The following is a 24,087-nucleotide window of genomic DNA, read 5'->3' on the forward strand; positions in this document are numbered from 1 at the left end:
TCATCCTTTTGATTCTGTCATCTCTAAGATGAAACGAATTCATCACCTCCTTTCATGCCCCCACTCACTACTAGATTATCGATACTGTGCTAGACCCGCATGAATGTCTCTTGTGTTTGTATAAATGCTTTGATACAAACGAAAGAGATGATCATATACATCGACATGCTGTTGATTTGGTGTAAATATTGCCGCTTGATGGATAAACTCATCCGCGCACGCCTCAAGTGACTCGTACCAGCCGCATCCAACTGCTGCAAGCATCGCTGCACCTAACGCAGGCCCTTGCTCATTTTCAAGCTGAATCACCTTAGCTTGAAAAATGTCTGCCTGCATTTGAAGCCATGTATGACTTCTCGCACCTCCACCAATGGACACAATAGCATCGATTCTTTTTCCGGCCTGCCTGAATAAAGCGATCGATTCATTTAATGAAAAAGTGATTCCTTCGAGCACAGCTCTAACCATATGCGCTTTTTCATGCCGGCTGTCTAATCCAATGAAGCTTCCACGAATGACTGAATCTGCATGAGGCGTTCTTTCCCCAACTAAATATGGCGTAAACAGCAATCCATTTGCGCCAGGCGCTATATCCTTTGCTCCGGCTAAAAGGGCTTTAAACGAATCATTTGGAGCAAGTAAAGATTTAATCCAATCGAGGCTATAACCTGCTGATAAAGTGACTCCCATTGTATAAAAAGCGTCTTTTTTTGCATGATGGAATAAATGCAAGTTTCCATTCAGCTCTCTGTTATGATTTTCTTCATAGGAAAGAATGACACCTGATGTGCCAATGCTACATAGTGTGTGACCTGATGATAAAATGCCGGCACCAATGGCACCGCAAGCATTATCCGCTCCACCCGCAAAAACCTTCGCCTCTTCTGCCATCCCGGTTTCCTTTGCGATCTGCGGCAAGAGTGTTCCAACCTCCGCCTCCGATGAAACGAGCGGCGGGCAAATACGAATCGGAATATCAAAGGTTTGACAAATCTCCTCACTCCATGTTTGTTCTCCAATATCCAACAGTAACGTACCAGCCGCATCAGAATAGTCCATATGAATAGCGCCGGTTAATCGATATCTGACATAATCTTTTGGAAGTAAAAACAAATGGATTCGTTGATCAATTTCTGATTCATGTTCCTTTACCCATAACAACTTTGGCAGTGTAAACCCTTCTAACGCCTGATTTTTTGTGATCGCTTGCAGCCTGCCTCCTAGCTTTTCTGTCATGCGCCCGCATTGCGGTGTTGTTCTTGTGTCATTCCACAAGATGGCAGGCCTGAGCACCTGAAGGGATTCATCCAATAAAACAAGGCCGTGCATTTGTCCAGAAAAACTGATGCCTTCTACCTGCATTGACTGAACAGGCTTTCTCTCCATAAGTTCTGTCATCGCGGCCATCGTCTGCTCTACCCAGTCTTCAGGATTTTGCTCACAATAACCTGGTTTGCTTTGAATGAGGCGGTAAGATTTAGTCGTCTCACAGCATACCTTCCCGCTCTCATCTACTAATATCGCTTTGACTCCGCTCGTTCCAAGATCAATTCCCATTACATACTTCATGTGTTCACTCCTTCAAAACAGCAGCCCGCTCCATTAATCTTCTAACAAATATTGATTCAATCTGGCTTTCAACTGTTCCTCTCTGCCAGATTCGTTTCTGATGAGCGGATGTTTCAGTGCATATTCTTCTAATGTATGAAAGTTTGCCGTTCCTTCTGAAATCTCCCGTCCAATTCCTTCAGAAAAACTACGGTACCGGTGCTTGATCACATCTTCAAACACACGGTCTTCTATGAGTCTATGAGCCACCCGCAGCCCTTTTGCGAATGCATCCATCCCCGCAATATGGGCATACAGAAGATCTTCCAGTTCAAAGGAGGCTCTTCTGACTTTTGCATCAAAATTGAGACCGCCTGTTCCAAGTCCGCCATTTTGCAAAATTTCATACATGGCGAGTGTTGTGGCATATAAATCTGTTGGGAATTCATCTGTGTCCCAGCCTAGAAGGGAGTTTCCTTGGTTGGCATCAACGGAACCGAGCAGTCCATGAATTCTTGCTACACGCAGCTCATGCTCAAACGTATGACCCGCTAATGTCGCATGATTGGCCTCGATATTTAATTTAAAGTGTGTATCCAATCCATATTGTTTTAAAAAGGCGATTGATGTCGCTGCATCCGTATCATATTGATGAGTTGTCGGTTCCTTCGGCTTTGGCTCAATTAAAAATTGACCTGTAAATCCGATTTCTTTTGCATAATCGACCGCCATATGCAAAAAGGTCGCCAAATGGTCAAGCTCTCTTTTCATATCTGTATTCAGCAGTGTGTCGTAACCTTCTCGTCCTCCCCAGAAAACATAATTTTCTGCGCCGAGTTCCTTTGCTGTTTCGATGCCCTTTTTCACTTGTGCAGCTGCATAGGCATATACATCTGCATGACAGGATGTCGCTGCACCGTGAACAAATCTTGGATGCTTAAACATATTAGCCGTGTTCCATAGAAGCCGAACCCCGCTTTGCTGCATGTAATCTTTCATTCTTTCTATGATGATGTCTAACTGCTGATTGGTCTCTTGAAGCGTGTCGCCCTCTGGTGCAATATCACGGTCATGGAATGAAAAATACGGAACATCCAATAGATCAAAGAGCTGAAAAGCCACTTCCAATCTAGCTTTCGCCAAATCCATTCCACTATAAGAATCCCAAGCTCTTTTCATCGTGCCAGTTCCAAACATGTCTGTTCCATCAGCAGTCAGTGTATGCCAATAAGCGACGGAGAATCGCAGGTGGTCTTTCATTGTCTTTCCGCCAATCATTTCGCTCGGATTATAATATTTAAATGCGAATGGGTTCTTTGAATGTTTTCCTTCATATTGAATGTTGCCAATCCCCTGTAAACTACTTAACGAAGTCATATTTGATTTGACCATAAGTGATTCCCCCTATATATTCACTTAGTAAGTTGATTCAACAAACGAACGAATGAGTTTACCAACTAATCTCTTTGAATTTCCCATATTTTTTAGTTTTTTAGAAATATTTTCGTTATAATAAAATGAAAAGCATGTTTTATAGAGAATGAACTCGACAAAAAACGGCTTTTCTTCACTTAATCTAAAGACGAAACAAATGGAGTGGATACAATGGATATTGCGGATCAGAACTTTGTGAAAAAAATAAATCAAAAGCTATTGCTAAACGAAATTCTGCACCATGCACCAATTTCCAGAGCAAAATTATCTGAACGCACTGGGTTAAATAAATCGACCGTTTCTTCTCAAGTGAGTACATTAATGAAAGAACATCTTGTTTATGAAATCGGTCAAGGCGAATCTAGCGGCGGAAGAAGACCCGTGCTTCTCATGTTTAATAAACGTGCAGGTTACTCTATCGGCATTGATGTCGGTGTTGATTATGTCAACGGCATTTTAACAGACCTTGAAGGGTCGATGATTCATAATGAGCAGTTTAAGCTCCCATCCAGCACACCTGATGTGACCGTCCGTATATTAATTGAATTGATTCAGCAGTTACGTTCACACATTCCTTCTTCTCCATACGGGCTGATTGGTATAGGGATTTGTATACCAGGTCTGGTCGATGCAGATGAACAAATTGTGTTTACGCCTCATTCAAAATGGAAAAATGTCGATCTAAAAACAAGTCTCCAAGACACATTCCAAGTACCGGTTTTTATCGAGAATGAAGCAAATGCCGGTGCGTACGGTGAAAAAATCTTCGGTGCTGCTAAACATTATGACCATCTGATCTATGCAAGTATCGGCACTGGTATTGGAATAGGCATCATTATCAATCATCATTTATATAGAGGCACAAACGGTTTTTCTGGTGAAATGGGACATATGACGATCGACTTTAATGGACCGACATGTAGCTGCGGAAATCGTGGTTGCTGGGAACTGTATGCATCTGAGAAGGCACTGTTCCAATCGCTCCAAACAGATGGTCAGCCATTCACCTATCAAGATATTGAGCGGCTGGCGAAGTTAAATGATATGAAGACACTCAATGCCTTGCGTAACTTTGGCTTTTACATTGGGGTAGGTCTCACAAACGTTCTGCATACCTTCAACCCACAAGCCGTTATTTTACGAAACAAGGTCATTGAATCTGAGCAGGCCGTTCTAAGTGTCATTCAAGATGAAGTATCCTCTAGAATGGATGCACAATTCAGCTCACGGGTGGAGCTGCTTCCTTCGTCATTAGGACAAAACGCACCAGCCTTAGGGATGACATCTCTTGTCACTGAAGCTTTTTTGCGTGATGTCACGCCTTCACCATAATGGAATACATGTTAAAGAGAGACAGCCTTTAGAGTGTTGTCTTTTTTTATTCAGTTGTTTCTTCGTATCGAAAATACTTAAAATCGGCAGGCAGACGTTCGCCGCTTGTGTCTTGGCACTGCATTCCGACAAAAGCCCCTGTAAAGAACCCCCCTCCTCGAATAAAATCATCTGATAAATGAGTCGATTCAAGCGGTATATCTATTTTTTTCCACTCTTGTTGATCAAAAGAATAAGAATACGTGTACGTCTCTCTCTGAACGGTCACTTTTAAATACACATACGGAATCTCGTCTGGGATGATGATTTTTTTAATTAGCGGCTGAGAAAAGGCCAGATTTTCACACACAGATAACTCAAGGATACGGCCAAGCGCCTCGTCATAAGTCACCTGAAGTGCAGTCCAATTTTCCGTATTATAATAATTCACAAGACCTGCCGCTTGCTGAAAGTTTTTCGGAAAGAAGGAAACCGCTGTCTCTGCTTCAAAATAAAAGCTTTGCCAGCGCCTCGCAACAAACGCTTGGGTAAATTTAGACGTTAAAGATTCCTGCCCATACAGCCTTAAATGATGAGGATTTTCCGTCACTGAACCAATCTGATCCGTAAATGGGATTCTTAATGTTTGAAAATGTCTATTTAACGATGAATCTTTAAATTCATCGACTATGTGATAGGTTGGGGAGAACTCTTTTCCGCTCATCGCAGGCGCTTCAACCTCTAGGAGCCCCTCTTTTCCGCCTACCACATACGGCCAGCCATCTTTCCATTCAAGCTTTTGTATGGCTGTCTCTCTTCCTAAAGGGCACCAGCCTCTTTGCTGAAAAATGGATTCCTTCCTTGAATGAATTGGGCGGCCAGTCAGATGGGCCATATACCATTCATTTGTATGCGTTTGTACAATGGAAACATGCCCGCATTTTTGTAGTGGATGGCTAGGCGCGTGAAAAGCCGTTAAAATTGGGTTGTCAGGATGAACCTCGTACGGCCCATCAATACGCGAGGAACGGGCGATTGTGGCTGCATGTTCGTAACGCGTTCCCCCTTCAGCTGTTAATAAATAATAGACATCATTGATGTAATAAAGATGTGGGGCTTCTGTCAGTTTGATTGGCGTGCCTTTAAAAATGACCTTCCGTTCACCGACCAGTTTTTTTTCAGATACACTATATTCCTGCAAGGCTATACCTGCAAAGGAGTGATGTTTTTCTCGATGGTCCCACAGCATATTCAACACGTATTTCTTTCCGCTTGGATCATGGAACAAGGAAGGATCAAACCCAGAACTATTGAGTCGAACCGGATCGCTCCACTCACCATCTACTTCGTCAGCTGTGACCAAATAATTATGACCATCCTTAAACGGACCATCTACTACTTTAATATCTGAATAAATGAGCCAAAACTGACCATCCGCATAACTTAAACACGGCGCCCATACCCCGCCGGAATCAGGATTTCCTTTCATATCGAGTTGAGAAGTTTTTTGCAAGGGACGCGCGGCGAGCCGCCAATGGACGAGATCCTTCGAATGATAAATTTGCACCCCTGGGAACCATTCAAATGTAGAAACCGCCATGTAATAATCCTCTCCCGCACGGCAAATACTTGGGTCAGGGTTAAACCCTTTGAGCACTGGATTAGTAATCTTCAATTGAACTTCCTCCTCTTTCAGAGAACTACATTTTAAAGTCGTCCATATGATCGATATACACCTTGTCTCTATTCTCAAGCTCTCGTACGACTTTTTTATGTTTTTCTTCATCTAGGTTATAAAAATTAATATCAACCATCGCTAAAATCAGTAAGCATACAGGAATCACCGTTGTCGTGATTAAAATGCCAAGTAAAGCTTCTGGTGTTTGCACTTGATTTGCAATATAACCAAATCGGTCAAGGACAAGCCCTGGTACAATCCCGCCTAATGCCATCCCAAATTTAAAGAAGAATCCGATGATGGCATAGATGAGTCCGCCCATCCTTTTCCCTGTTTTATATTCGCCGTATTCAACGGTTTCAGGGATGAGCGCCCACATGTAAGCACCTGCTGTAATACTCCCTGCAGCCGCAACGAGCCTGAAAACAAGTATTAAAGTGATTTGACTCGGCGGGATCACAAGTAATGCAAGAAGACCTACAATATTCAGCAATAATGAATAATTCAGCAGCTTTTTCTTTCCTAACAACTTGTGCAGCTTAGGTATAAACGGCAGCACCATTAAAGCTGGCAGACTGCCAATCAGGCCGTACCACTTCACTAAATCTTCTCTGCCGAGGTTATACGTCACATAATAGATCCCGACTGAGTTGCTGATCGAGTTCACACCAAAGATAATGATAAAGAAAATGCTTAACACAACAAGCGGACGATTCACTCGTAACTGGACAAAGAGATCACTGAACTTGATCTTTTCCTCTGGCTTTTGAAGCGTGACGCGCTCATTCGTACTTTTAAAACAGAAAATCAGTAATCCGCCCCCAAGTACGCCGAGAAATGCCATCGTGATCTGCCAGCCAAGTGCTGTATTTCCTGTTGTATCACTCAAAAACGTCGCAAGAAACGGAACAAAAAAAGCAACAACTAAACCACCGAGATTTGCAAAAAGCATACGAACAGACGTAATACTGACGACCTCTTGGTTATTTCTTGTCATTGCGGAAGTTAAAGCACCATAAGGAACATTGATGAACGTGTATGTAAGCGATAAACCAACATACGTGATGTACGCATAAATGAGTTTTCCCATTTCGGAAAAATCCGGTGTCGTAAAACAAAGAATGGCAAGAACGGCAAAAGGTAACGCACCAAATAACAAATAAGGTCTAAACCGGCCAAAACGGCTGTTCGTTCGGTCAACCATCGCCCCAATAAACGGATCTGCAAGCGCATCGATAGCCCGAACCACCAAAAACATCGTCCCTGCTGCTGCTGCTGATAATCCATAGACATCCGTATAAAAAAATAATAGATACGTAGAGACAGTTGCATAAATTAAATTACATGCGAAATCTCCTGAAGCATACCCCACTTTTTCAGCCATACGAATCTTCTTTAAATTCTCACTCACCATGAGTTTTCTCCCTTCTTCACTTAGCCTCTTCTAGCGGACAGATGGTGCAGGGCAGCAGCAATCAATAGGTCGAAAATAAAGCGCTTTCAATTCGTTATAAAAATGAAGCTGAACATCTCTTTCTTTCAGCTTAGCCCACATAGCAGCAAATCATTCGCTTTAAACAATAGATCAACAGATGATCGCCATCTTAGTTTATCGATTAAACAAACTAAGATGAATTCATTTTATAAAATATGATCTGACTTTTCAATATTTTTTGAAAAAATAATCCAAATAATTGATTTCTTGTCATTTTTTCTATGATATGAGGATATGAACCTTCTTTTTTTCTTCCAAAAACAAAGAGAACTCAAATAATGGTTGCATTCATACCAATCCCATGCTATATTAATCAAGCGATGAGCTGAATTGTGTAAGTCGGGTAACACGTCTCTTTGAGACACACACGAATGTGGCGTGTGGTTATTCCGCCTCAATACGCAAAAGACATCTTCTGATGAAGATGTCTTTTTTCTTACCCTATTTTGGTGCCATTTTCAACCGGCTCATCAGTGGCAAGCAGAACAACGTCTTCTTTTGACGGCATGCCTCCTAAGACAAGCACCTCTGATTTAAACCCGGCAATTCTTCTTGGCGGGAAATTGACCACTGCAATAATTTGTTTCCCAGTGAGATTCTCAGCCTGATAACGTTTTGTCAGCTGTGCACTAGATTGTTTTATGCCAATCTCATCCCCAAAGTCAATCTTCAGCTTGAAAGCAGGCACTCTTGCTTCTGCAAAAAATTCTGCTTCTACTATCGTCCCAACACGAATGTCTAACGCTAAAAACTGTTCAATATCTGCCATTAGAATCTCTCTCCCTTTCAATCTTTCATAAAAAAGGTCACATTTTTCTTCTGCTAGATGACCACTTGTCTTCCACTAATTTCTTTATTGTAGCACACCCTACTCTTCTAAAAGAAAGAGTTAAAAAGCCTATTCATTGAAAATCCTTTTTAGTTTACATAATGATTTTATAGTAGTCTATTAAATGTTTGCATCATGAAAATGAATTCGGTAAAATGGCAAATAATCCTACTGCTTCCTCTCGAATATTTCGGGGAGGGTTAACACTTGTTTACATTATCAGATATGTGGACGTTTTGCTGGTCGTTTTTCGTCATTCTTCCTATCGTTGCCATCTTGCATCAGCTGGGCCATATTGTAGTCGCCTGGCTGTTTGGAGCAAAGGTTTCGTTTGCGCTTGGCAGAGGCAAAAAAGTATTGAAAATAGGCGTCGTTGAAATTAGAAGAATCTATTTTCTAGATGCATTTTGCCACTATGAAGAAATGAGGAGAAATAACCGTTTCTCACACATTCTTGTCTACTTAGGCGGATCATTATGCAACCTGCTCAGTGTTCTCATATTGAACACAATGATCGCCAACGATTTCCTGCCAGAACATCAATTTTTCTATCAATTTGCTTACTTCTCAGTCTACTATGTATTTTTTGCTTTACTGCCAGTACAGTATGCAGATCATCATCCGAGTGATGGGCAAGCGATTGTGAACATCATTCGTCACGGTGAACCATGTGACATCATTGATTAAGATGAGTGGCTTTCACTGTCGATTTGATACTGAATCGTTAAAAAAGGAATACCGAATAGCTTCATTTGATGAATTGCTGTGAGACTTTTTTCCGTCTCCGGTTTCATATGAAAGCTTTCTTCCATTGGCAGTTTCATGGTGATGAAAGACGTATGCAAATACAATCCTTCATCACCCGTACTGCCTTTTGGACTTTTACTTTTTAATAGAAAATCTTCCTTTTCATTCAAAGGTTTTAAAATAGCCGTAAGCTGTGAAAAAGGAAGCGGCAAAGCAATATTCATATAGACTGTCTCTTCATCATGGTGCTGAGCATAGAGCGCATAAAAGACTTGCTCGCCTTTCTCATTGCGCCTGATCCACACACGTACATTCTTCCTTTCTTCAAGAGGATGTTGAAATCTTGAAAGACTCCCCGGCATTTCATATGGCATTCGTGATGACCCTAAATAGAGCTGTCCTATTTGTCTAAAAACAGGTTGAAGCAAAAAGACAAACGGCCTTACCCACCAATGAAAACAGACGGCTGCTTTTAACGTAAAGGACATCGGGTCCTCATAAAATCTGCGAATAACAGGTGACACACTCTCTGCTGAAAATGCCTTTCCATTTAATTGGTCAAGAGAATCGACTAAACCAATCTTCTCATCATGCTGCATGTCGTCATGTTGAAAAGACATGATCTGAAAACGACCGTGAACTCTCGATACCGGAAAATCCTTCTGTTTCAATCGATCAGCTGGTCTTTCAATCAACCATCCAATGAGGCCTGGTAAAATAACCAAACTTGCATTGATACTGCCATGAAACCAAATCATTTGATCCATGCTGATGTAGGTAACATGTAAAAGCATTCCGGCAGAATAAAGGAATGATAGGACGATGGTTCCCATTAACATGATGCTAGAAAACACAACGAACCCTTTTGCGACAGTTGAACGAAAAGAAGTTTTCATACACAAAATTCCATACAAATAAAGTGCGATCACATACAAAATGACGCTGAACGTATCAAACAGGCGAGAATAGCTGATTCCAACAGCAATCATCACTGGCGACAGTAAAATAACCCAGCCACCCACTTTGTATAGCGTCGTCTCTTTTTTGCGCTGCCTTCCTAATAAGCCATAAAAGATTGGGATAAAAAAAGCCGAATAATGAAAATGAATAGCTGTCAAAAGAACAATCATCGGTGAAAATGTCATCACTTGTATATCTGCTATGTACAGCCAGAACCAAAGCCCACCTAGAGCGATATACATACATGCGCCATCGATCATCAGCTCATGAAGCGGATGGGCCCCTCTTTTCAGCAAACGAGTGAAACCAAATAAAGCCAGAATCATTGTAAAGAAAAGCCATCCCAATGCAAGCCAAAGAGAATGATAGATGAATGCGCCTGTTGCACATAGAGCTGCTACTGGAAAGGTTTTCATTATGAAGCCGATCAGCCCCTCCTGCTGCCGTTTCTTCTCTTCCTGATAAAAAAAGTGTAAGAAAGCGGGAAGAAAAAATAAAATCGCGATGAGAACAAAAAATTCTGGTATGGGAGCTGTCGTCAAACGGGTAACGAGAAAGCAAGACATCAACACGATGCTACACATCAAATGCCATTTATTCATAAGGTGACACCCTTTCCGTAAACCTGCCCTTATAAGTAAAAAGAGTGCCAAAAAGGCGATTTTTCACTTGAACATCAATCGTATACTCACCTGCACGCTCATCGTACCCTTCTGTTACATTAGATTCACCATAAAGCCAAGAAGGGAGCGGCCACTCCCGCCCAAACAGCAAAAACCTTTGCTTACCTGATTGAATGTGCAAGAACCCTTTTTCCGTGACTGTAAAATGAAGCTCTGACACAAGAAGCCTAGGTTTTCCAAAGTAGTCTAGTACTTGATGGCTCTTCTGATCAATGATCATATCTGCATCAAAATGTCTTTCCTTGTCAGGAAAATAGAATGTTCGAAACCAGTGCATCCCTTCTTCTCCCTTACTTGTCGTAAAAGGCTTGTTCACAATTTGGAAGGGAATATTTCGCCCTCTTTCAGGAAAAAAACAGCGAAACAATGGACCGATTTTGAATAACAATCGGATGAGCTTTGTCCCGCCTCCTATTTCCTCCATGATGCCTTCAGCCGTAAACGCGCGGTTATAACGTTCTTTTAATGTTGGATGCAACTTATCGTAGTCCTTTACTTGATGATGATGAACGACCATGTCTACCTCCCCTTTTTCGTTTGATCGAAAACACATCTACACAATCTTTTAAGTTGATCATTCCTGCAACAGATAAAATCAAAAATGCACTCAGCACCAGCGGCTCGTGCAGAGTCGTTTCTGGCGATAAAATCCCGCTACCAAGCATCAGCAGCAGAAAGATGCTTTGAAGGATGAATATATATTTCTTTGGCAGTTTAGGCATGAGCCATGATACACCTAATAGCGCATAAAACAATCGAAATCCGGTGCTATGTTCAAAAGCAGAAGGTGAAAAAGGAATGATCGCTTGACATAACCAGACGATAGCAAACAACAAACAAATGCCATAATGGGCAAGTGTTCTCTCTAGCAGCAACCGGGGATGCGTGCCCTTTTCAAGCCACGTCTTTAATGCGCCAAAGCTAAAGGCAGTCATAAACCCCATCATTGGTCGAAAAAACAAACGGTCTGCCCATTTCCACCCTTTTCCTTCCTTTGTCTCATAATCAAATTGCGTTTGAAACACAATGTGATCATTCGTTTTCATGTATTTCCAATACCCTCCGCCTTCTTTGATGAAAGACAAAGGGTGTGATGATTTAAATTGAAGTGAGGATGCTCTTTCATGACGCTCATCCTTCACGCTCGTTCGATACGCTCCTGTCCCAGTTACACTAATGCCGAATCCAAGGTGTTTCTCATACAAAAAGGATTGGGGCTGTTCATCACTAGGTCCATTTAATGAAATGGTTGAAAATCGCAAATCCCATTGTTCATGAAGCTTTGGATTTTGCGTATACTCCCATACTTTTTCAATAGGTGCTTGAATGGTTGTTTCCACATAAACAGGCTTTCTTTTCATCTGCCTCTACTCCTCTATGTGAATTATTTCACATAATAAGCATACCATGTTTCACAAAACTGTCAAATCTTTATTGGTTTTTTGCCCAAAAAATGTTTTGATTTGTTTACATCTCCTTCATCATATCGGTTCGATACATAAAAAAGACCTGTCAACGAGACAGATCTTCTTGCTCTTTGATGCCTGCAATATAAAGACGGACCGCATAGCTCACACTATCTTCAAGGTGTTCTTTCCGTTGAAATCCCTTTTTATTTGAAATATCTCCAAAACCGTGCAGTAAGCTTCTGAGCCCTCTGACGACATGCGTCATGTCCTCTTCTTTTACACCAAAACGAGACATGATGGATTGGACAAAATCAGCAAGATGCTCTGCAGCCACACTGACTTCTTTTTCATTCATATGTGAAAAAGCAGCCTCATAAAGACCGGGATGCTGACGAACAAATTGAACATATTGTCTTGCAAATGCTAAAACAGCGTCTTCTTTTTCCAGCCTCGCTGTTACTTGTTTGCCGGCCTCACAAAGCATTGTCAGCCCCTTGACAGCAAGAGCTGCCTGTATTTCATGAAGACCGGATATATGGTTGTAAAGAGATGGTGGTCTGATGTTAAGCCGTTTGGACAATGTTGCAATAGTCAAAGCGGAAAAGCCCTCTTCATCGACAAATTCGATGGCAGATTCAACAATTTTTTCTTGTGTGATACCCATTCTTGGAGACATGGCTTACTGTCCCCCCTTTTGTAGCTGCTGCTTCCTTTTTTCGATAGCGGCTCTGAGCTTTGCCTCAGGCTCTATGATGAGATCACCATGTCCTGCTGCGAGACAAGACAAGGGAAGTGCCAGTAATTTTTCAGCGCTTTTTAGTGCTGTTTCTGCATCCCAAGTGGCAAAAGCCGGGAATGGAAAGGTGAAGCGAAACTCACCCGTTACAAATAAACCGCCTTTTGTCACAACTGCATCACCCGCAATGACAACCCCTGACTTTTCATCGTATAAAGAGATGCTTCCTGGTGTATGTCCTGGTGCGGCAATGACTTTCAGTGACCCAATCTCGCCCCCTTCTTCAACAAGCACGTCTGGTTTTGTGTGAATGTCTTTTGAAAAACTGCCTTTGACTTTTTTCTCTGGCTCACCAGGAAGTAAAGAGAAATCGCCAGCAAACAGGCGAGCATCTCGTTTCGATAAATAAACAACTGCCTCTGGAAAAGCCTTTTTCACTTCATCTAGTGCGCCAATATGATCCATATGACTATGAGTCAGAATAATTTTGTTAACGGGTTTGTTTAATTGATGTGCAAATTCAATTATCGAGCTTGCTGCCATTTTCAAAGCTGCATCAATTAAGATGAGTTCATTCTCTTCCTCAAATACATAACAATTTACCGGAAAAATACGCGGCATTAATGTAAGCTGGTGCAAACGGTCAAATGTTGTCAATCTCATCTTGTTTTCCCCCTAAAACTAATGTCGTTAGTTTTATATTAACTAATAGCATTAGTTTTAGCAACTATTTTTTCATCGACTGCAATATAAATATCAATTTGCGCTTCTTTTGGATCAATCGATCGTTCGTCGTACCATTCAAAATCGCCAGTATATGTTCGCAAATAACGCTGATCCCAACTCCAAATCTGCTGCCATGTTTCAAACACAACCTCTTCAATCGGGCCCTTTCTCGTTTGAAATCTTGCGTAGGTGGAGCCTGGAATCTCTTTTGCATCTTGTGCTAGCTGCTGGTCAACCAATTGCCCCGCTGTGAACAAATAAGCGCCATTTTCATCCTTTTCATAATCTGAATACAGCCCTATGACTGGCGCATGTCCTCCGCGAAGCTGCTGCGTGAAAAATTGCTGCCAAAGCGGTGCAATCTTCCGCTCGTTTGTTTGCTCCATTTCGTTTGTTGTTCGAACAGATAATCCCTTGATCCATTGTTTCTGTAAAATCACGATATCGTACATACCTTCTCATCTCCTTTTTTTCCATCATATAAAAAGAAACCTGACAACATCGTGTCAAGTTCCTTTTGGTTTTTGAAATTGTTTCAACTTGAGATCAAATGCTTCCCGAACGGATAGCGGAGAGACAACCTCTACATCTGGCCCTAAATAAAAAAGAAAGCTATATAACCAATCATCCTGAGGCAACGTGATTGTGGCAAGATACGTACCATCTGCACATACGGTAAATTCATTTTCATCTATCCATTCCTTCACTTTACCAACAGAATCTTCAGTCAACCTGAGCGTTAGTGTACTGACGGAAGGTTCTTCGTGCCAAGAATCATTCCAAGGCTTTTCTTCATTTTTTATTCGTTTAGGAAGAAAAGATACTGAATGCGTGATAAGGTCTGACATTCTTTTGAGTTTAAACAGGCGAAACGCTTTTTTCACGCAGCAATACGCATACAAATACCAGTGTCTTCCTTTTAAGACAAGTGTATAAGGCTCTACTTTTCTAGGAAGTGTTTCGCCTTTTGCATTGCGGTAGGTGAACTGGATATATTGATGCGCTGAGGCAGCGGTATGAATGAGCTGGAGCTTCTTTTCTAAGTAGCTGTCTTTCCCCCAAGAGCTTAAATCAATAAATACATGTTGCTGTTTTTCATTTTGAGACGGAATCAGGGATTTCATTTTCTTTAGTACATGTTCACTTTCTTTAAAGGTGTATGCACTCGTAATGCTTTCAAGAGCTGTTAAAATCAGTTCAATATCATCATCAGTGAATAATTTTTTCTCTAGACGATAGTCGTCAACGAGTGAAATTCCACCCCCTGCGCCTTGTTTTGTGACAACTGGAATCCCCGCTTGATTAATCGTATCAATGTCACGGTATATGGTTCTTACGCTCACTTCATGTAGTTCAGCGAGGTCTTTCGCCTGTACTTGCCGTTTGCTAATCAGTATCATCACAATGGACAAAATGCGATCAATTTTCATGACTTTTCCTCTTTTTCATAAATATAGGTTTTGATTTGATAAAAAAAGAAAGAATGGTAATGATAAGTAACAGCCAGCATTCGTTTACATCCCTGCCTGTGCAGGAGGAGGTTGCATCATGACACATCACGTATGGCAGTTGTTCATGATCGGGATCGTCATGCTCGTCTGGATCATCATTCGAATGAATCGAATGAGACGCTATCAGCTTGTGCGCCCGGTAAATCTTTTCATGAGAATGTATGTATTTAGTCTCACTGCCCTTATTCTCTTATCAGAAGGATGGCAAAATCACAGTATTTTTATCTATGCCGTCATTGGCATGATTTTCGGGAGCAGTCTCGCCGTTCACGCCTATCAGACGATTCAGATGAAATTAGAAAATGGCCGGCTGTATATGAAAACAAGTAAATGGATTGAAAGCTTTATTTTATGTTTGTTTTTATCTAGGCTTGCATTTAAATCGGTCAATCTGACAACACATGCGATCACCAAAATGGATATCGTTGAATTGTATCAGCATATTGTCAGCGATGATGCGCTGACAATACTCAGCTTTTTCCTTCTAGCGGCTTACTATATTGTGTTTTCTTATCAAATGATGAAAGCAAATAAACGATCAACCCAAGTACATCATGCATAAAAAACCTTCCTATATAAAAGTAGGAAGGTTTTTTCTCAATCATGCTGTGCATGGTGTATCATTTGTTCAAGCACTTCCATCACATGCTGATCTTCAGGACTGTAAAAAATCGAGGTCCCTGCTCGTCTAGATTTCACGAGACGAAGATTTTTTAAAAAGCGCAGCTGATGAGATACGGTTGATTGCATAAGGTTTAGTGTTTCTGCTATATCATTTACTGAATGTTCACCTTGAGACAGTAAATGCAGAATACGAATACGCGTCGGATCAGATAAGGCTTTAAATGTTTGGGAGACAAGAAATAGACTTTCTTCGTCCAGCTCCATCCGTTCCTGTTCTTGATTTGTATTCAGTTCTTCCTTCATTTCGCTTCACCTTTCTTGTCAGTCAACTCACGACTTATTCTATGTATCATCATATACCAAAACGTGTAGCATGCAAAGCTTCCACACCTTTTGAAAAAAGATTTATTCAAATAGCATTGACACGTGGTAGCATTCTTTTTAAAATGAGCATTATTTATTCATTTTTTTAGAGGAGCTGATAGGCAAATTGACTGAAGAGCCAAGACTAAAACGCAGCCTGACTGTTTTTCCACTTGTTGTGATCGGGCTTGCTTATATGGACCCACTTGTCGTATTTGATTCATACGGCATTGTTGCTCAGCTGACGAAAGGACACGTTGCTGCAGCTTATATCTTTACTTTACTGGCATTACTATTGACAGCGCTTAGCTATGGGAATATGGTGAAGGCTTTTCCAAAAGCAGGATCTGCATATACATACGCGCAAAAAAGTATTCATCCTCACGTCGGCTTCCTTGTAGGCTGGACACTATTGCTAGACTATTTATTTTTGCCTATGGTGAATTTTGCAATCGGAAGTGCATATTTAACGGCAGCCTTTCCTGATGTACCTCATTACATTTGGATCATCATACTTGCTATCGCCATAACGACTGTCAATGTGATCGGTATACGTCTTACAGCCAACATTACAGCGCTATTTGTGACCTTTCAGGTGATTGTCGCTGTGACATTTGTTGGGTTTATTATTTATGGGCTCACGCAGCATGCAGGCACGGGAGAGATACTGTCAACCCGTCCGTTTTATTCAGCGAGCTTAGATCCCGCTCTTATTTTTTCCGGCGCGACGATTTTATGTTTTTCTTTTCTAGGATTTGATGCGATTTCAACCATGTCTGAGGAAACAATTAAGCCAAAAAGAACGATTCCTCTCGCCATATTTTTAACGGTCGCTATTGGAGGTGTGCTGTTTACCCTTACCTCTTATTTTTTACAGCAGGTGTTTCCAAATTTTCAACAGTTCAAGCATCCAGATGCGGCATCACTTGAAATTGCAGAATTTGTGGGCGGCGCGTTTCTCCACTCATTCTTTTTAGCCGGCACCATGGTCGCTGTCATCTCTTCCTCCCTATCATCACATGCGAGTGCCGCAAGACTCTTGTATGCGATGGGAAGAGATCAATCATTACCAAAGCGTTTCTTCGGTTATATTCACCCAACATTGAAAACGCCTGTATTTAATATTTTATTAATTGGTGTTTTCTCGTTAACCGCAGTTATTGGTGAGCTTGAGGTCATTTACTCGTTTATCAGCTTCGGGGCATTAATTGGATTTACGTTTGTTAACTTGTCTGTTTTCGCTTACTATTTCATCAAACAAAAACAAAGAGGTGTATTAAACACACTGAGGTATGCCATCATCCCTCTTTGCGGAACGGCTTTTTGTATTTGGCTCTTAACAAGCATCAGTACAAATGCATTAATCATCGGCATGGTGTGGCTCATGATCGGTTTTGTTTATTTCTGCTATAGACTGAAAACAAGAACAGAATTTACGTTTGGCTATGATTGAATATAAGGTTTTCACTTGGTATCCTGTGCAGGATATGGCATAATATAAAGGCTGTACTTCCCTTTTAAAAGCGGGGCAAAACAGGGGTGAACTGACCTTGAAAAAGAAAAAAACAGGATGTTTTGCCATTTCAGGCTGTTTCACGATTTTTCTGTTTGTTTGCGTATTAGCGGCCATTGTCATTTCCTTTAATCAAAAGGAGTTAAAAAAGCTGCCGATTGATACGGAATCAATTGTTTTGTCGAGACTGGATGATTACAAACCGCTTGTAGAAACAGAGTTAAGAGATCAAGATTTAGATCAATATACCGCGTTAATTCTCGGTATGATGTATCAAGAATCAAAAGGCAGAGGCGGAGATCCAATGCAGTCCTCTGAATCTCTTGGTTTGAAACGAAATGAAATCAATGACCCTCAGAAAAGCATTAAACAAGGAGTCCATCATTTTTCGACCATGTACAAGCATGGGAAGAAAAAAGGCGTTGATTTGGAAACCATTATTCAAAGCTATAACATGGGAATCGGCTATATTGATTTTGTTGCAAAAAACGGGGGAAAACATTCCGAAAAATTGGCAAAGCAATACTCCAAAAAGCAAGTGAAGCGAAACCCTGAAGTCTATACATGCGGGGGCGACAAAGATAACTTCCGCTATCCGTATTGCTACGGTGATTTCACTTATGCTGAAAAAGTAAAAGAAAAAACGAAAACAGTTGAAGAAAAGATGAAATTGGCTTCATCATCCACACCATCATCGTAAAAAAAGCACTTCCATGAAGGAAGTGCTTCAGCTTGTAGACAAAGTCTACAAGCTTTTTTGTATAATAAGGGTAATAACACATTTCTGTGGGGGATGAACATGTTATCGAAACGTGAAGAAGAAAGAAGAAATCAATTAGAAGTAGTGGCCTTAGATGAATTAGTGCCTGAAGATCATCTTGTACGAAAAATTGATCAAGCGATCGATTTTGATTTTGTTTATGATCTTGTCAAAGATCATTATAGTTCTGATAACGGTAGACCAAGTGTGGATCCCGTTGTTCTTATTAAAATGGTTTTGATCCAATATCTATTTGGCATTCGTTCTATGCGTCAAACCATTAAAGAAATTGAAACCAATGTTGCTTATCGTTGGTTTATTGGGTATGGGTTTTCAGAGAAAATTCCGCACTTTTCTACCTTCGGTAAGAACTACGTGAGACGCTTTCATGATACAGATTTATTCGAACAAATTTTTTATCGAATCTTAAGAGAAGCGATGAAAAAAGGTCTAGTTGATCCATCTATCGCTTTCATTGATTCAACTCATGTAAAAGCAAACGCCAATAAGAAAAAACTTGAAAAGAAAATTGTTCGAGTAGAAACGAGAAGTTATCAAAATCAGCTTCATGAGGAGATCAATGTTGATCGTGAGGAACATGGAAAAAAGCCGTTACCCCTACAGAATAAGAAAGAGAAAAAAGAAATCAAGGTCAGTACAACTGACCCAGAGAGTGGCTACTATGTAAAGGATGAACGTGAAAAATTATTTGCTTATTCATTTCATACGGCTTGTGATTCAAAAGGATTTATTTTAGGATCACTGGTCACTGGTGGAAATGTTCATGATAGTCGTATGTTAGATTCACTCGTATCAAAGGTGACAAAGAAAGTCGGAAAACCCAATGTAGTCGCAGTTGATGCTGGATATAAAACACCATATATCGCCAAGTTTTTAATGGATCAAGAGATAAGACCTGTCATGCCTTACACCCGCCCGAGAACAAAAGCTGGTTACTTGAAAAAGAATGAATACGTATATGACGCACATTTTGATTGTTACATTTGCCCAAACGGGCAAATTCTTTCTTATCGTACAACGACTAGAGAGGGATATAAGCAATATGCGTCCGATTCAGAGGTATGTAAATCCTGCTCGTTTCTAGATAACTGTACACAAAGTCAAAATCACACCAAACAGATTCACCGACATATTTGGCAGGACTACCTAGACGAAGCAGACCATCTGAGACTCACTGAAATGAATAAGAACATCTATGCAAAACGGAAAGAAACGATTGAACGCGTTTTTGCGGATGCAAAAGAAAAGCATGGAATGCGATGGACGAAACTTCGAGGATTGAAAAAAGTTTCGATGCAGGCGATGCTTACTTTCGTTGCCATGAATCTTAAGAAATTAGCAAACTGGACATGGAAAGGACCTAGTCCAACGTAAGGTAACTGATCAATTTTATTAAATTAAGTGAAAACCCCACCTTTACTTGAAGTAAAGGTGGGGTTTGTCTACGGTCTGAAGCACTTCCATGAAGGAAGTGCTTTTCATTTTATGAATGTTCTTTCCCGATTTCCGGCAGGATCGTTTTGGCTAAACGCTGGTCCATTTCTTCATATTCATCATAATGAATCGTTTCATATAGCTCTTTTCTCGTTTGCATGTCTTCCAGCATCCCCTGTTGCGTCCCCTTTTCCTTAATCTCTGTAAATAAACGCTCATACGCTTTTGCAGCAACTCTCAGGGATGACACAGGATAAATCACCATTTGAAAGCCAAACATAGAAAATTCGTCTGCATGATAATAAGGTGTTTTTCCAAACTCCGTCATGTTTGCAAGAAGCGGCCCTTTTATATTGTTTGAAGCATACGTGAAATCTTCTGCTGTAATCAGCGCCTCAGGAAAAATGGCATCTGCTCCTGCTTCTAGATAGAGATTAGCCCGGTGAATGACATCCTCCATCCCGTTTACTGACTTCGCATCCGTTCTTGCGATGACAAGAAGTGTAGGAGCCGCTTGTTTGATCGCTTTGATTTTCGCCATCATTTCTTCTACAGAAACAAGTAATTTTCCGTTTAAATGTCCGCATTTCTTCGGCATTTGCTGATCTTCAATTTGAACAGCAGCTACCTTGCTCTCAACCATCTCTTTTGCTGCTCTGGCTGCATTTAATACACCGCCATAGCCAGTATCCATATCAACTAAAAGAGGCAGCTGAGAAGCTCGAATGATTTCCTTTGCCTTTTCCGCCATTTCAGTGGAATGAATCATACCAAGGTCAGGAAGCCCTTTGCTTGCGCAAAAAGCGGCACCCGATAAATAAAGCCCTTGAAATCCCATTTTCCTCGCATAGAGCGCAGACATTCCATCGTGAACGCCTGGAATTTGAAATAAAGCGGATTTGTGCATTTGCTCTTTAAAAGCTGCGGCTAAGTCAGCTTGATTTACTTCATCATTCACGATCCACACACTAGCTCCCCCTTATATGACAAATAAATCCATAAATGCTGGTACTGTCGTTGTTTTTAATTGATTTGGATTTTGACAAAGTGAAACAATTTGATCGACTTGTTTTTGTGGAAATCTCGTTTTCAAATGATATTCCCATTTCTTTTCAAGCAGCGTGATCCCTTCCTGCCTTCTTCTGCGATGACCAAGCGGATATTCAATTTCGATTCGATCTGTCATCGTTCCGTCTTTAAAGAAGATTTGAACACAGTTTGCAATTGATCTCTTTTTTGGATCTAAATAGTCTTCTGTATACCGTTTATCTTCTTTCACGATCATTTGATCACGCAAACGGTCAATGAGCGGATTCTGCGCCGTTTCTTCTTCATAATGATCAGCGGTCAGCTCACCATAGATCAACCCAATGGCCGTAATATACTGCAAGCAATGGTCACGATCTGCCGGGTTGTAAAGCGGTCCTTTTTTATCAATAATTCGAATGGCTGATTCATGTGTCGTAATCTCTATCCTGTCAATCTCATCTAAACGGTCTTTTACCGCGTCATGTAGAATAACAGCGGCCTCAGCGGCAGTTTGCGCATGAAATTCTGCTGGATAAGCAATTTTAAAGAGTACATTTTCGATCACATATGACCCGAGCGGCTGGGCAAGTGTGAGTGGTTTTCCTTTCATTAACACATCTTCAAATCCCCACTTTTCTGCACTGAGGGGCGTTTGATAGCCCATTTCTCCTTTCAATGTCATCATCGCCAGTCTCACCGCACGGCTTGTAGCATCCCCTGCTGCCCACGATTTCCTTGATCCTGTGTTCGGGGCATGCCGGTATGTTCTAAGCGGTGAATTATCCACAAAAGCTTGTGATAACACATGCTGCACATCTTCTTTCGTTCCGCCAAGCATTGCACATACGACTGCACTTGATGCCACCTTGACAAAAAGAACATGATCCAAGCCATTTCGATTCAAACAATTTTCTAAAGCAAGCACACCTTGTATTTCATGTGCCTTTACAATCGCATGCAGTACGTCATTCATCGAAAGCGGTTCTTCTCCGTTTGCAAGCCTCGTTCTGCTGATATAATCGCTTATAGCCAATATCCCGCCCAGGTTATCTGAGGGATGGCCCCACTCCTGTGCAAGCCACGTGTCATTATAATCTAACCAACGGATCATACATCCTATATTAAACGCCGCTTGAACAGGATCTAATACAAATGAAGTGCCGGGCACTCTTGCTCCGTTAGGGACAACAGTTCCAGGTACGATGGGTCCAAGATGCTTCGTACATTCTGGAAAGTTGAGCGCCAGCATTCCGCAGCCGAGTGTATCCATGAGTACATACCGAGCTGTTTCAATGGCCTCTTTGCTCGTAATTTCTCCATCCACGGCATAGGCTGCGATATCTTCTAATAGTTGATCTGTTTGATTGGCTACTGCTGTTTTATTCATATTCATTCCCCCGTTTTTCCATCATCATTTGAGACTTTTAATCCTCTTGGTCCTAAATACCTTACTCTCGGTCTAAAAATCCGATTGTGTGAATGCTGCTCGATGACATGCGCTGCTAATCCGCTTGCTCTCGCAGCAAAGAAAATCGGTGTATAAAGTGAAATAGGAATGCCGAGCACGTAATAAATAGGTGCTGCGTAATAATCAAGGTTTGGATAGAGGTTTTTCTTTTCTTTCATGTATGCCTCGCCTGCGACGCACATGTCATACAGCGTCGTGTCTCCTTTTGATTCGGTAAGCGTTTTCAACGATCGTTTTAAAAGAGCCGCTCTTGGGTCCATTTTTCTCATGTATACCCGGTGTCCAAAGCCCATCATTTTTTCTTTTGCGGCTAATTTACGTTCAATGAGCGCAAGGAAACCTTCAGTTGTTTTGCCTTCGAGCAACATATGCATGACTGCTTCGTTTGCGCCTCCGTGTAAGTCACCTTTTAATGAAGAAATCGCTCCAGTAAAAGCACCATACATGTCAGAATGAGTAGATGCAATGACTCTTGCTGCAAATGTTGAATTCGGCAGCTCATGCTCACTATAAAGCGTGAGTGTTTGGTCAAATGCTTTGATTTCGTCTTGTGCCGGAGTGCGGCCTGTTAACATCGCTAGAAAGTTTTCAGTGTAGGATTTGGTCTGGTCTGGAGTAGGTGTGGTGTCTTGTGTGAGAATATGATAGCTTCCCGCAACAATCGCTGGCAGCTGGCCAAGTAATCGAACGGCACGCGCTTGTTGGCATGCTTCTGATCGATCATTCAGTTGTTCATCGTACCCTGCAAGAGCAGATAAACACGTTCTCATGGCATCCATTGGGTGAGTGGTTTTTGGCAGTTTTGTCAAAATGGTTTGAATGGTTGGATGTAAGCTTGTTTGTGAGGAAATATCTTGCTGAAATTGGTGATATTCCATTGCATCTGGTAATCTTCCGTAAATGAGCAGATAGGCTGTTTCTAAGTACGTCTTGTTTTGTGCCAGCTCGATGAGGTCATAACCGCGAATCACAATTTCTTCTTGCTGGACATCTAGGAACGAAATTGACGTTTCGCTTGCCACAATGTCTTCAAGCCCCGGTTTGTACTGCAATTGTTCAGTCATCATATAACCCCCGTTTCGTTCAATTGTGTTCTCCAAACGAGCAAACGGCCAGACATGATGTGATTCTATAGGTGGGAAGATACCGTGCAAGTCGGATACCCAATTCCCATTTTATCCAAAGCACTTCATCTTGTAAATAAAAGAACGTATGTCCAAATGGACATACGTTAGCTGTAGTATGGAGAAATCATGATATATACGATGACACCTGTTAGACTGACATAGAGCCAAAGAGGCATGGTCCATCTGGCAATTTTACGATGACGTTCGACTTGCATTTGTGCGCCTCTAAAGAGAGTGATCAGTGCAAGCGGTACAATGACGGCAGATAAGACGATATGTGTGATGAGAATAAAGAAGTAAATCGGACGAATGATTCCTTCTCCCCCGAAGTGTGTATCAGCTGCCATTGAATGATACGTCACATACGAAATTAAAAAGACAAGTGTTGTTGAAAAAGCCGCAAAGATAAATCGTCTATGGGCTTTAATGTTCTTTTGTTTAATCATAATGAGCGCTGAAAGTAAAAAGATAAACGTAAAACTGTTCATCACGGCATTCAGTAACGGCAGAAATGTAATATCCAGATGACTAAATTTATCTGTTTTTGGCATGAAAAATAATAAAGCAATTAAGCCGTTTATGGCAATTGTTAAAAAGACAACAATGCCGGTGAAATTTTTCGGTTTTTGATTCTGTTCGTTCATGTTTGAAAACCTCTCTTTATTAGTTCCGACTAAGAGT

Annotated in this window: 23 protein-coding genes; 6 read left to right on the forward strand and 17 right to left on the reverse strand. The window is 41.2% G+C overall.

The window, feature by feature from the left end:
* Positions 1-75: 75 nt before the first annotated feature.
* Together xylB and xylA are read right to left on the reverse strand one after the other, a co-directional pair.
* Positions 76-1,569: a xylulokinase gene (xylB, locus tag M2353_RS09700; RefSeq protein ID WP_284725350.1), complete on the reverse strand. Its 1,494-nt coding sequence runs from the start codon at positions 1,567-1,569 to the stop codon at positions 76-78.
* 33 nt (positions 1,570-1,602) lie between these two features.
* Positions 1,603-2,940 carry a xylose isomerase gene (xylA, locus tag M2353_RS09705; RefSeq protein WP_284725351.1) on the reverse strand — a complete coding sequence of 446 codons (1,338 nt, stop codon included), beginning with the start codon at positions 2,938-2,940 and terminating at the stop codon, positions 1,603-1,605.
* Positions 2,941-3,153: 213 nt separating this feature from the next.
* Here xylA and xylR point away from each other — a divergent pair, with 213 nt between their 5' ends.
* Positions 3,154-4,314, forward strand: a complete 1,161-nt coding sequence (gene xylR, locus M2353_RS09710) for a transcriptional repressor XylR (protein WP_284725352.1) — start codon at positions 3,154-3,156, stop codon at positions 4,312-4,314.
* Between the two features lie 46 nt (positions 4,315-4,360).
* Here the strand turns inward: xylR and M2353_RS09715 are convergent, their stop codons facing one another.
* From M2353_RS09715 to csaA, 3 genes are all read right to left on the reverse strand, one after another.
* Positions 4,361-5,968, reverse strand: a complete 1,608-nt coding sequence (locus tag M2353_RS09715; RefSeq protein WP_284725353.1) for a glycoside hydrolase family 43 protein — start codon at positions 5,966-5,968, stop codon at positions 4,361-4,363.
* 25 nt (positions 5,969-5,993) lie between these two features.
* A complete protein-coding gene (locus M2353_RS09720) occupies positions 5,994-7,385 on the reverse strand; it encodes a glycoside-pentoside-hexuronide (GPH):cation symporter (RefSeq protein WP_284725354.1) in 1,392 nt (463 codons plus the stop codon).
* Positions 7,386-7,902: 517 nt separating this feature from the next.
* Entirely contained in the window at positions 7,903-8,235 is a 333-nt protein-coding gene (gene csaA, locus M2353_RS09725) for a chaperone CsaA (RefSeq protein ID WP_017367427.1), read from the reverse strand.
* 267 nt (positions 8,236-8,502) lie between these two features.
* On the opposite strand from csaA, the gene M2353_RS09730 reads away from it, so the two are divergent.
* Positions 8,503-8,982 carry a hypothetical protein gene (locus M2353_RS09730; protein WP_007500681.1) on the forward strand — a complete coding sequence of 160 codons (480 nt, stop codon included), beginning with the start codon at positions 8,503-8,505 and terminating at the stop codon, positions 8,980-8,982.
* Here M2353_RS09730 and M2353_RS09735 read toward each other — a convergent pair.
* The 7 genes from M2353_RS09735 to M2353_RS09765 form a co-directional block, all read right to left on the reverse strand.
* Positions 8,979-10,604, reverse strand: coding sequence for a YndJ family protein (locus tag M2353_RS09735; RefSeq protein WP_284725355.1), 1,626 nt, complete (start codon positions 10,602-10,604; stop codon positions 8,979-8,981). The two genes, M2353_RS09730 and M2353_RS09735, sit on opposite strands and share 4 nt — an antisense overlap.
* Positions 10,597-11,202, reverse strand: coding sequence for a DUF4166 domain-containing protein (locus M2353_RS09740; protein WP_284725356.1), 606 nt, complete (start codon positions 11,200-11,202; stop codon positions 10,597-10,599). The genes M2353_RS09735 and M2353_RS09740 overlap by 8 nt, the downstream gene beginning before the upstream one ends.
* The gene (locus tag M2353_RS09745) at positions 11,165-12,046 is read right to left on the reverse strand and encodes a hypothetical protein (RefSeq protein WP_268417876.1); all 882 of its coding nucleotides are present in this window, start codon (positions 12,044-12,046) and stop codon (positions 11,165-11,167) included. The genes M2353_RS09740 and M2353_RS09745 overlap by 38 nt, the downstream gene beginning before the upstream one ends.
* A 151-nt stretch (positions 12,047-12,197) precedes the next feature.
* On the reverse strand, positions 12,198-12,770 hold the full coding sequence (locus M2353_RS09750; protein ID WP_284725357.1) for a TetR/AcrR family transcriptional regulator: 573 nt from the start codon (positions 12,768-12,770) through the stop codon (positions 12,198-12,200).
* 3 nt (positions 12,771-12,773) lie between these two features.
* Positions 12,774-13,493, reverse strand: coding sequence for an MBL fold metallo-hydrolase (locus M2353_RS09755; RefSeq protein ID WP_284725358.1), 720 nt, complete (start codon positions 13,491-13,493; stop codon positions 12,774-12,776).
* A 38-nt stretch (positions 13,494-13,531) separates the two neighbouring features.
* Positions 13,532-14,008: a GyrI-like domain-containing protein gene (locus M2353_RS09760; RefSeq protein WP_041507089.1), complete on the reverse strand. Its 477-nt coding sequence runs from the start codon at positions 14,006-14,008 to the stop codon at positions 13,532-13,534.
* Positions 14,009-14,062: 54 nt separating this feature from the next.
* The gene (locus tag M2353_RS09765; RefSeq protein WP_284725359.1) at positions 14,063-14,986 is read right to left on the reverse strand and encodes a helix-turn-helix transcriptional regulator; all 924 of its coding nucleotides are present in this window, start codon (positions 14,984-14,986) and stop codon (positions 14,063-14,065) included.
* A 118-nt stretch (positions 14,987-15,104) separates the two neighbouring features.
* On the opposite strand from M2353_RS09765, the gene M2353_RS09770 reads away from it, so the two are divergent.
* The gene (locus tag M2353_RS09770; RefSeq protein ID WP_035391760.1) at positions 15,105-15,629 is read left to right on the forward strand and encodes a CcdC protein domain-containing protein; all 525 of its coding nucleotides are present in this window, start codon (positions 15,105-15,107) and stop codon (positions 15,627-15,629) included.
* Between the two features lie 35 nt (positions 15,630-15,664).
* On the opposite strand, the gene czrA is transcribed toward M2353_RS09770, so the two are convergent.
* Positions 15,665-15,994, reverse strand: a complete 330-nt coding sequence (gene czrA / locus M2353_RS09775; RefSeq protein ID WP_007500691.1) for a Zn(II)-responsive metalloregulatory transcriptional repressor CzrA — start codon at positions 15,992-15,994, stop codon at positions 15,665-15,667.
* 187 nt (positions 15,995-16,181) lie between these two features.
* Here czrA and M2353_RS09780 point away from each other — a divergent pair, with 187 nt between their 5' ends.
* The 3 genes from M2353_RS09780 (at position 16,182) to M2353_RS09790 (ending at position 19,722) form a co-directional block, all read left to right on the forward strand.
* A complete protein-coding gene (locus M2353_RS09780; protein ID WP_072368369.1) occupies positions 16,182-17,507 on the forward strand; it encodes an APC family permease in 1,326 nt (441 codons plus the stop codon).
* Between the two features lie 97 nt (positions 17,508-17,604).
* Entirely contained in the window at positions 17,605-18,267 is a 663-nt protein-coding gene (locus M2353_RS09785; RefSeq protein WP_017359484.1) for a lysozyme family protein, read from the forward strand.
* 99 nt (positions 18,268-18,366) lie between these two features.
* Positions 18,367-19,722, forward strand: coding sequence for an IS1182 family transposase (locus tag M2353_RS09790; RefSeq protein WP_284725360.1), 1,356 nt, complete (start codon positions 18,367-18,369; stop codon positions 19,720-19,722).
* Positions 19,723-19,831: 109 nt separating this feature from the next.
* On the opposite strand, the gene prpB is transcribed toward M2353_RS09790, so the two are convergent.
* From prpB to M2353_RS09810, 4 genes are all read right to left on the reverse strand, one after another.
* Complete coding sequence (gene prpB / locus M2353_RS09795) at positions 19,832-20,749, reverse strand: methylisocitrate lyase (RefSeq protein ID WP_272511622.1); 918 nt, start codon at positions 20,747-20,749, stop codon at positions 19,832-19,834.
* A 12-nt stretch (positions 20,750-20,761) separates the two neighbouring features.
* Positions 20,762-22,198: a bifunctional 2-methylcitrate dehydratase/aconitate hydratase gene (locus tag M2353_RS09800; protein ID WP_284725361.1), complete on the reverse strand. Its 1,437-nt coding sequence runs from the start codon at positions 22,196-22,198 to the stop codon at positions 20,762-20,764.
* Between the two features lie 2 nt (positions 22,199-22,200).
* On the reverse strand, positions 22,201-23,343 hold the full coding sequence (gene mmgD / locus M2353_RS09805; protein ID WP_025207495.1) for a citrate synthase: 1,143 nt from the start codon (positions 23,341-23,343) through the stop codon (positions 22,201-22,203).
* A 167-nt stretch (positions 23,344-23,510) separates the two neighbouring features.
* The gene (locus M2353_RS09810) at positions 23,511-24,050 is read right to left on the reverse strand and encodes a DUF420 domain-containing protein (RefSeq protein WP_008346516.1); all 540 of its coding nucleotides are present in this window, start codon (positions 24,048-24,050) and stop codon (positions 23,511-23,513) included.
* Positions 24,051-24,087 lie beyond the last annotated feature (37 nt).

Origin of the sequence: Bacillus aerius (assembly GCF_029894105.1) — a bacterium.
Taxonomy (GTDB): domain Bacteria; phylum Bacillota; class Bacilli; order Bacillales; family Bacillaceae; genus Bacillus; species Bacillus altitudinis.

Coding starts and splice junctions, on each gene's coding strand:
- M2353_RS09720 (WP_284725354.1), bottom strand. CDS start 7,385: ATGGTGAGTGAGAATTTAAAGAAGATTCGTATGGCTGAAAAAGTGGGG.
- xylA (WP_284725351.1), bottom strand. CDS start 2,940: ATGGTCAAATCAAATATGACTTCGTTAAGTAGTTTACAGGGGATTGGC.
- M2353_RS09740 (WP_284725356.1), bottom strand. CDS start 11,202: ATGGTCGTTCATCATCATCAAGTAAAGGACTACGATAAGTTGCATCCA.
- M2353_RS09770 (WP_035391760.1), top strand. CDS start 15,105: ATGACACATCACGTATGGCAGTTGTTCATGATCGGGATCGTCATGCTC.
- M2353_RS09745 (WP_268417876.1), bottom strand. CDS start 12,046: ATGAAAAGAAAGCCTGTTTATGTGGAAACAACCATTCAAGCACCTATT.
- xylB (WP_284725350.1), bottom strand. CDS start 1,569: ATGAAGTATGTAATGGGAATTGATCTTGGAACGAGCGGAGTCAAAGCG.
- M2353_RS09735 (WP_284725355.1), bottom strand. CDS start 10,604: ATGAATAAATGGCATTTGATGTGTAGCATCGTGTTGATGTCTTGCTTT.
- M2353_RS09760 (WP_041507089.1), bottom strand. CDS start 14,008: ATGTACGATATCGTGATTTTACAGAAACAATGGATCAAGGGATTATCT.
- M2353_RS09755 (WP_284725358.1), bottom strand. CDS start 13,493: ATGAGATTGACAACATTTGACCGTTTGCACCAGCTTACATTAATGCCG.
- M2353_RS09765 (WP_284725359.1), bottom strand. CDS start 14,986: ATGAAAATTGATCGCATTTTGTCCATTGTGATGATACTGATTAGCAAA.
- M2353_RS09810 (WP_008346516.1), bottom strand. CDS start 24,050: ATGAACGAACAGAATCAAAAACCGAAAAATTTCACCGGCATTGTTGTC.
- mmgD (WP_025207495.1), bottom strand. CDS start 23,343: ATGACTGAACAATTGCAGTACAAACCGGGGCTTGAAGACATTGTGGCA.
- M2353_RS09790 (WP_284725360.1), top strand. CDS start 18,367: ATGTTATCGAAACGTGAAGAAGAAAGAAGAAATCAATTAGAAGTAGTG.
- csaA (WP_017367427.1), bottom strand. CDS start 8,235: ATGGCAGATATTGAACAGTTTTTAGCGTTAGACATTCGTGTTGGGACG.
- xylR (WP_284725352.1), top strand. CDS start 3,154: ATGGATATTGCGGATCAGAACTTTGTGAAAAAAATAAATCAAAAGCTA.
- M2353_RS09750 (WP_284725357.1), bottom strand. CDS start 12,770: ATGTCTCCAAGAATGGGTATCACACAAGAAAAAATTGTTGAATCTGCC.
- czrA (WP_007500691.1), bottom strand. CDS start 15,994: ATGAAGGAAGAACTGAATACAAATCAAGAACAGGAACGGATGGAGCTG.
- M2353_RS09800 (WP_284725361.1), bottom strand. CDS start 22,198: ATGAATAAAACAGCAGTAGCCAATCAAACAGATCAACTATTAGAAGAT.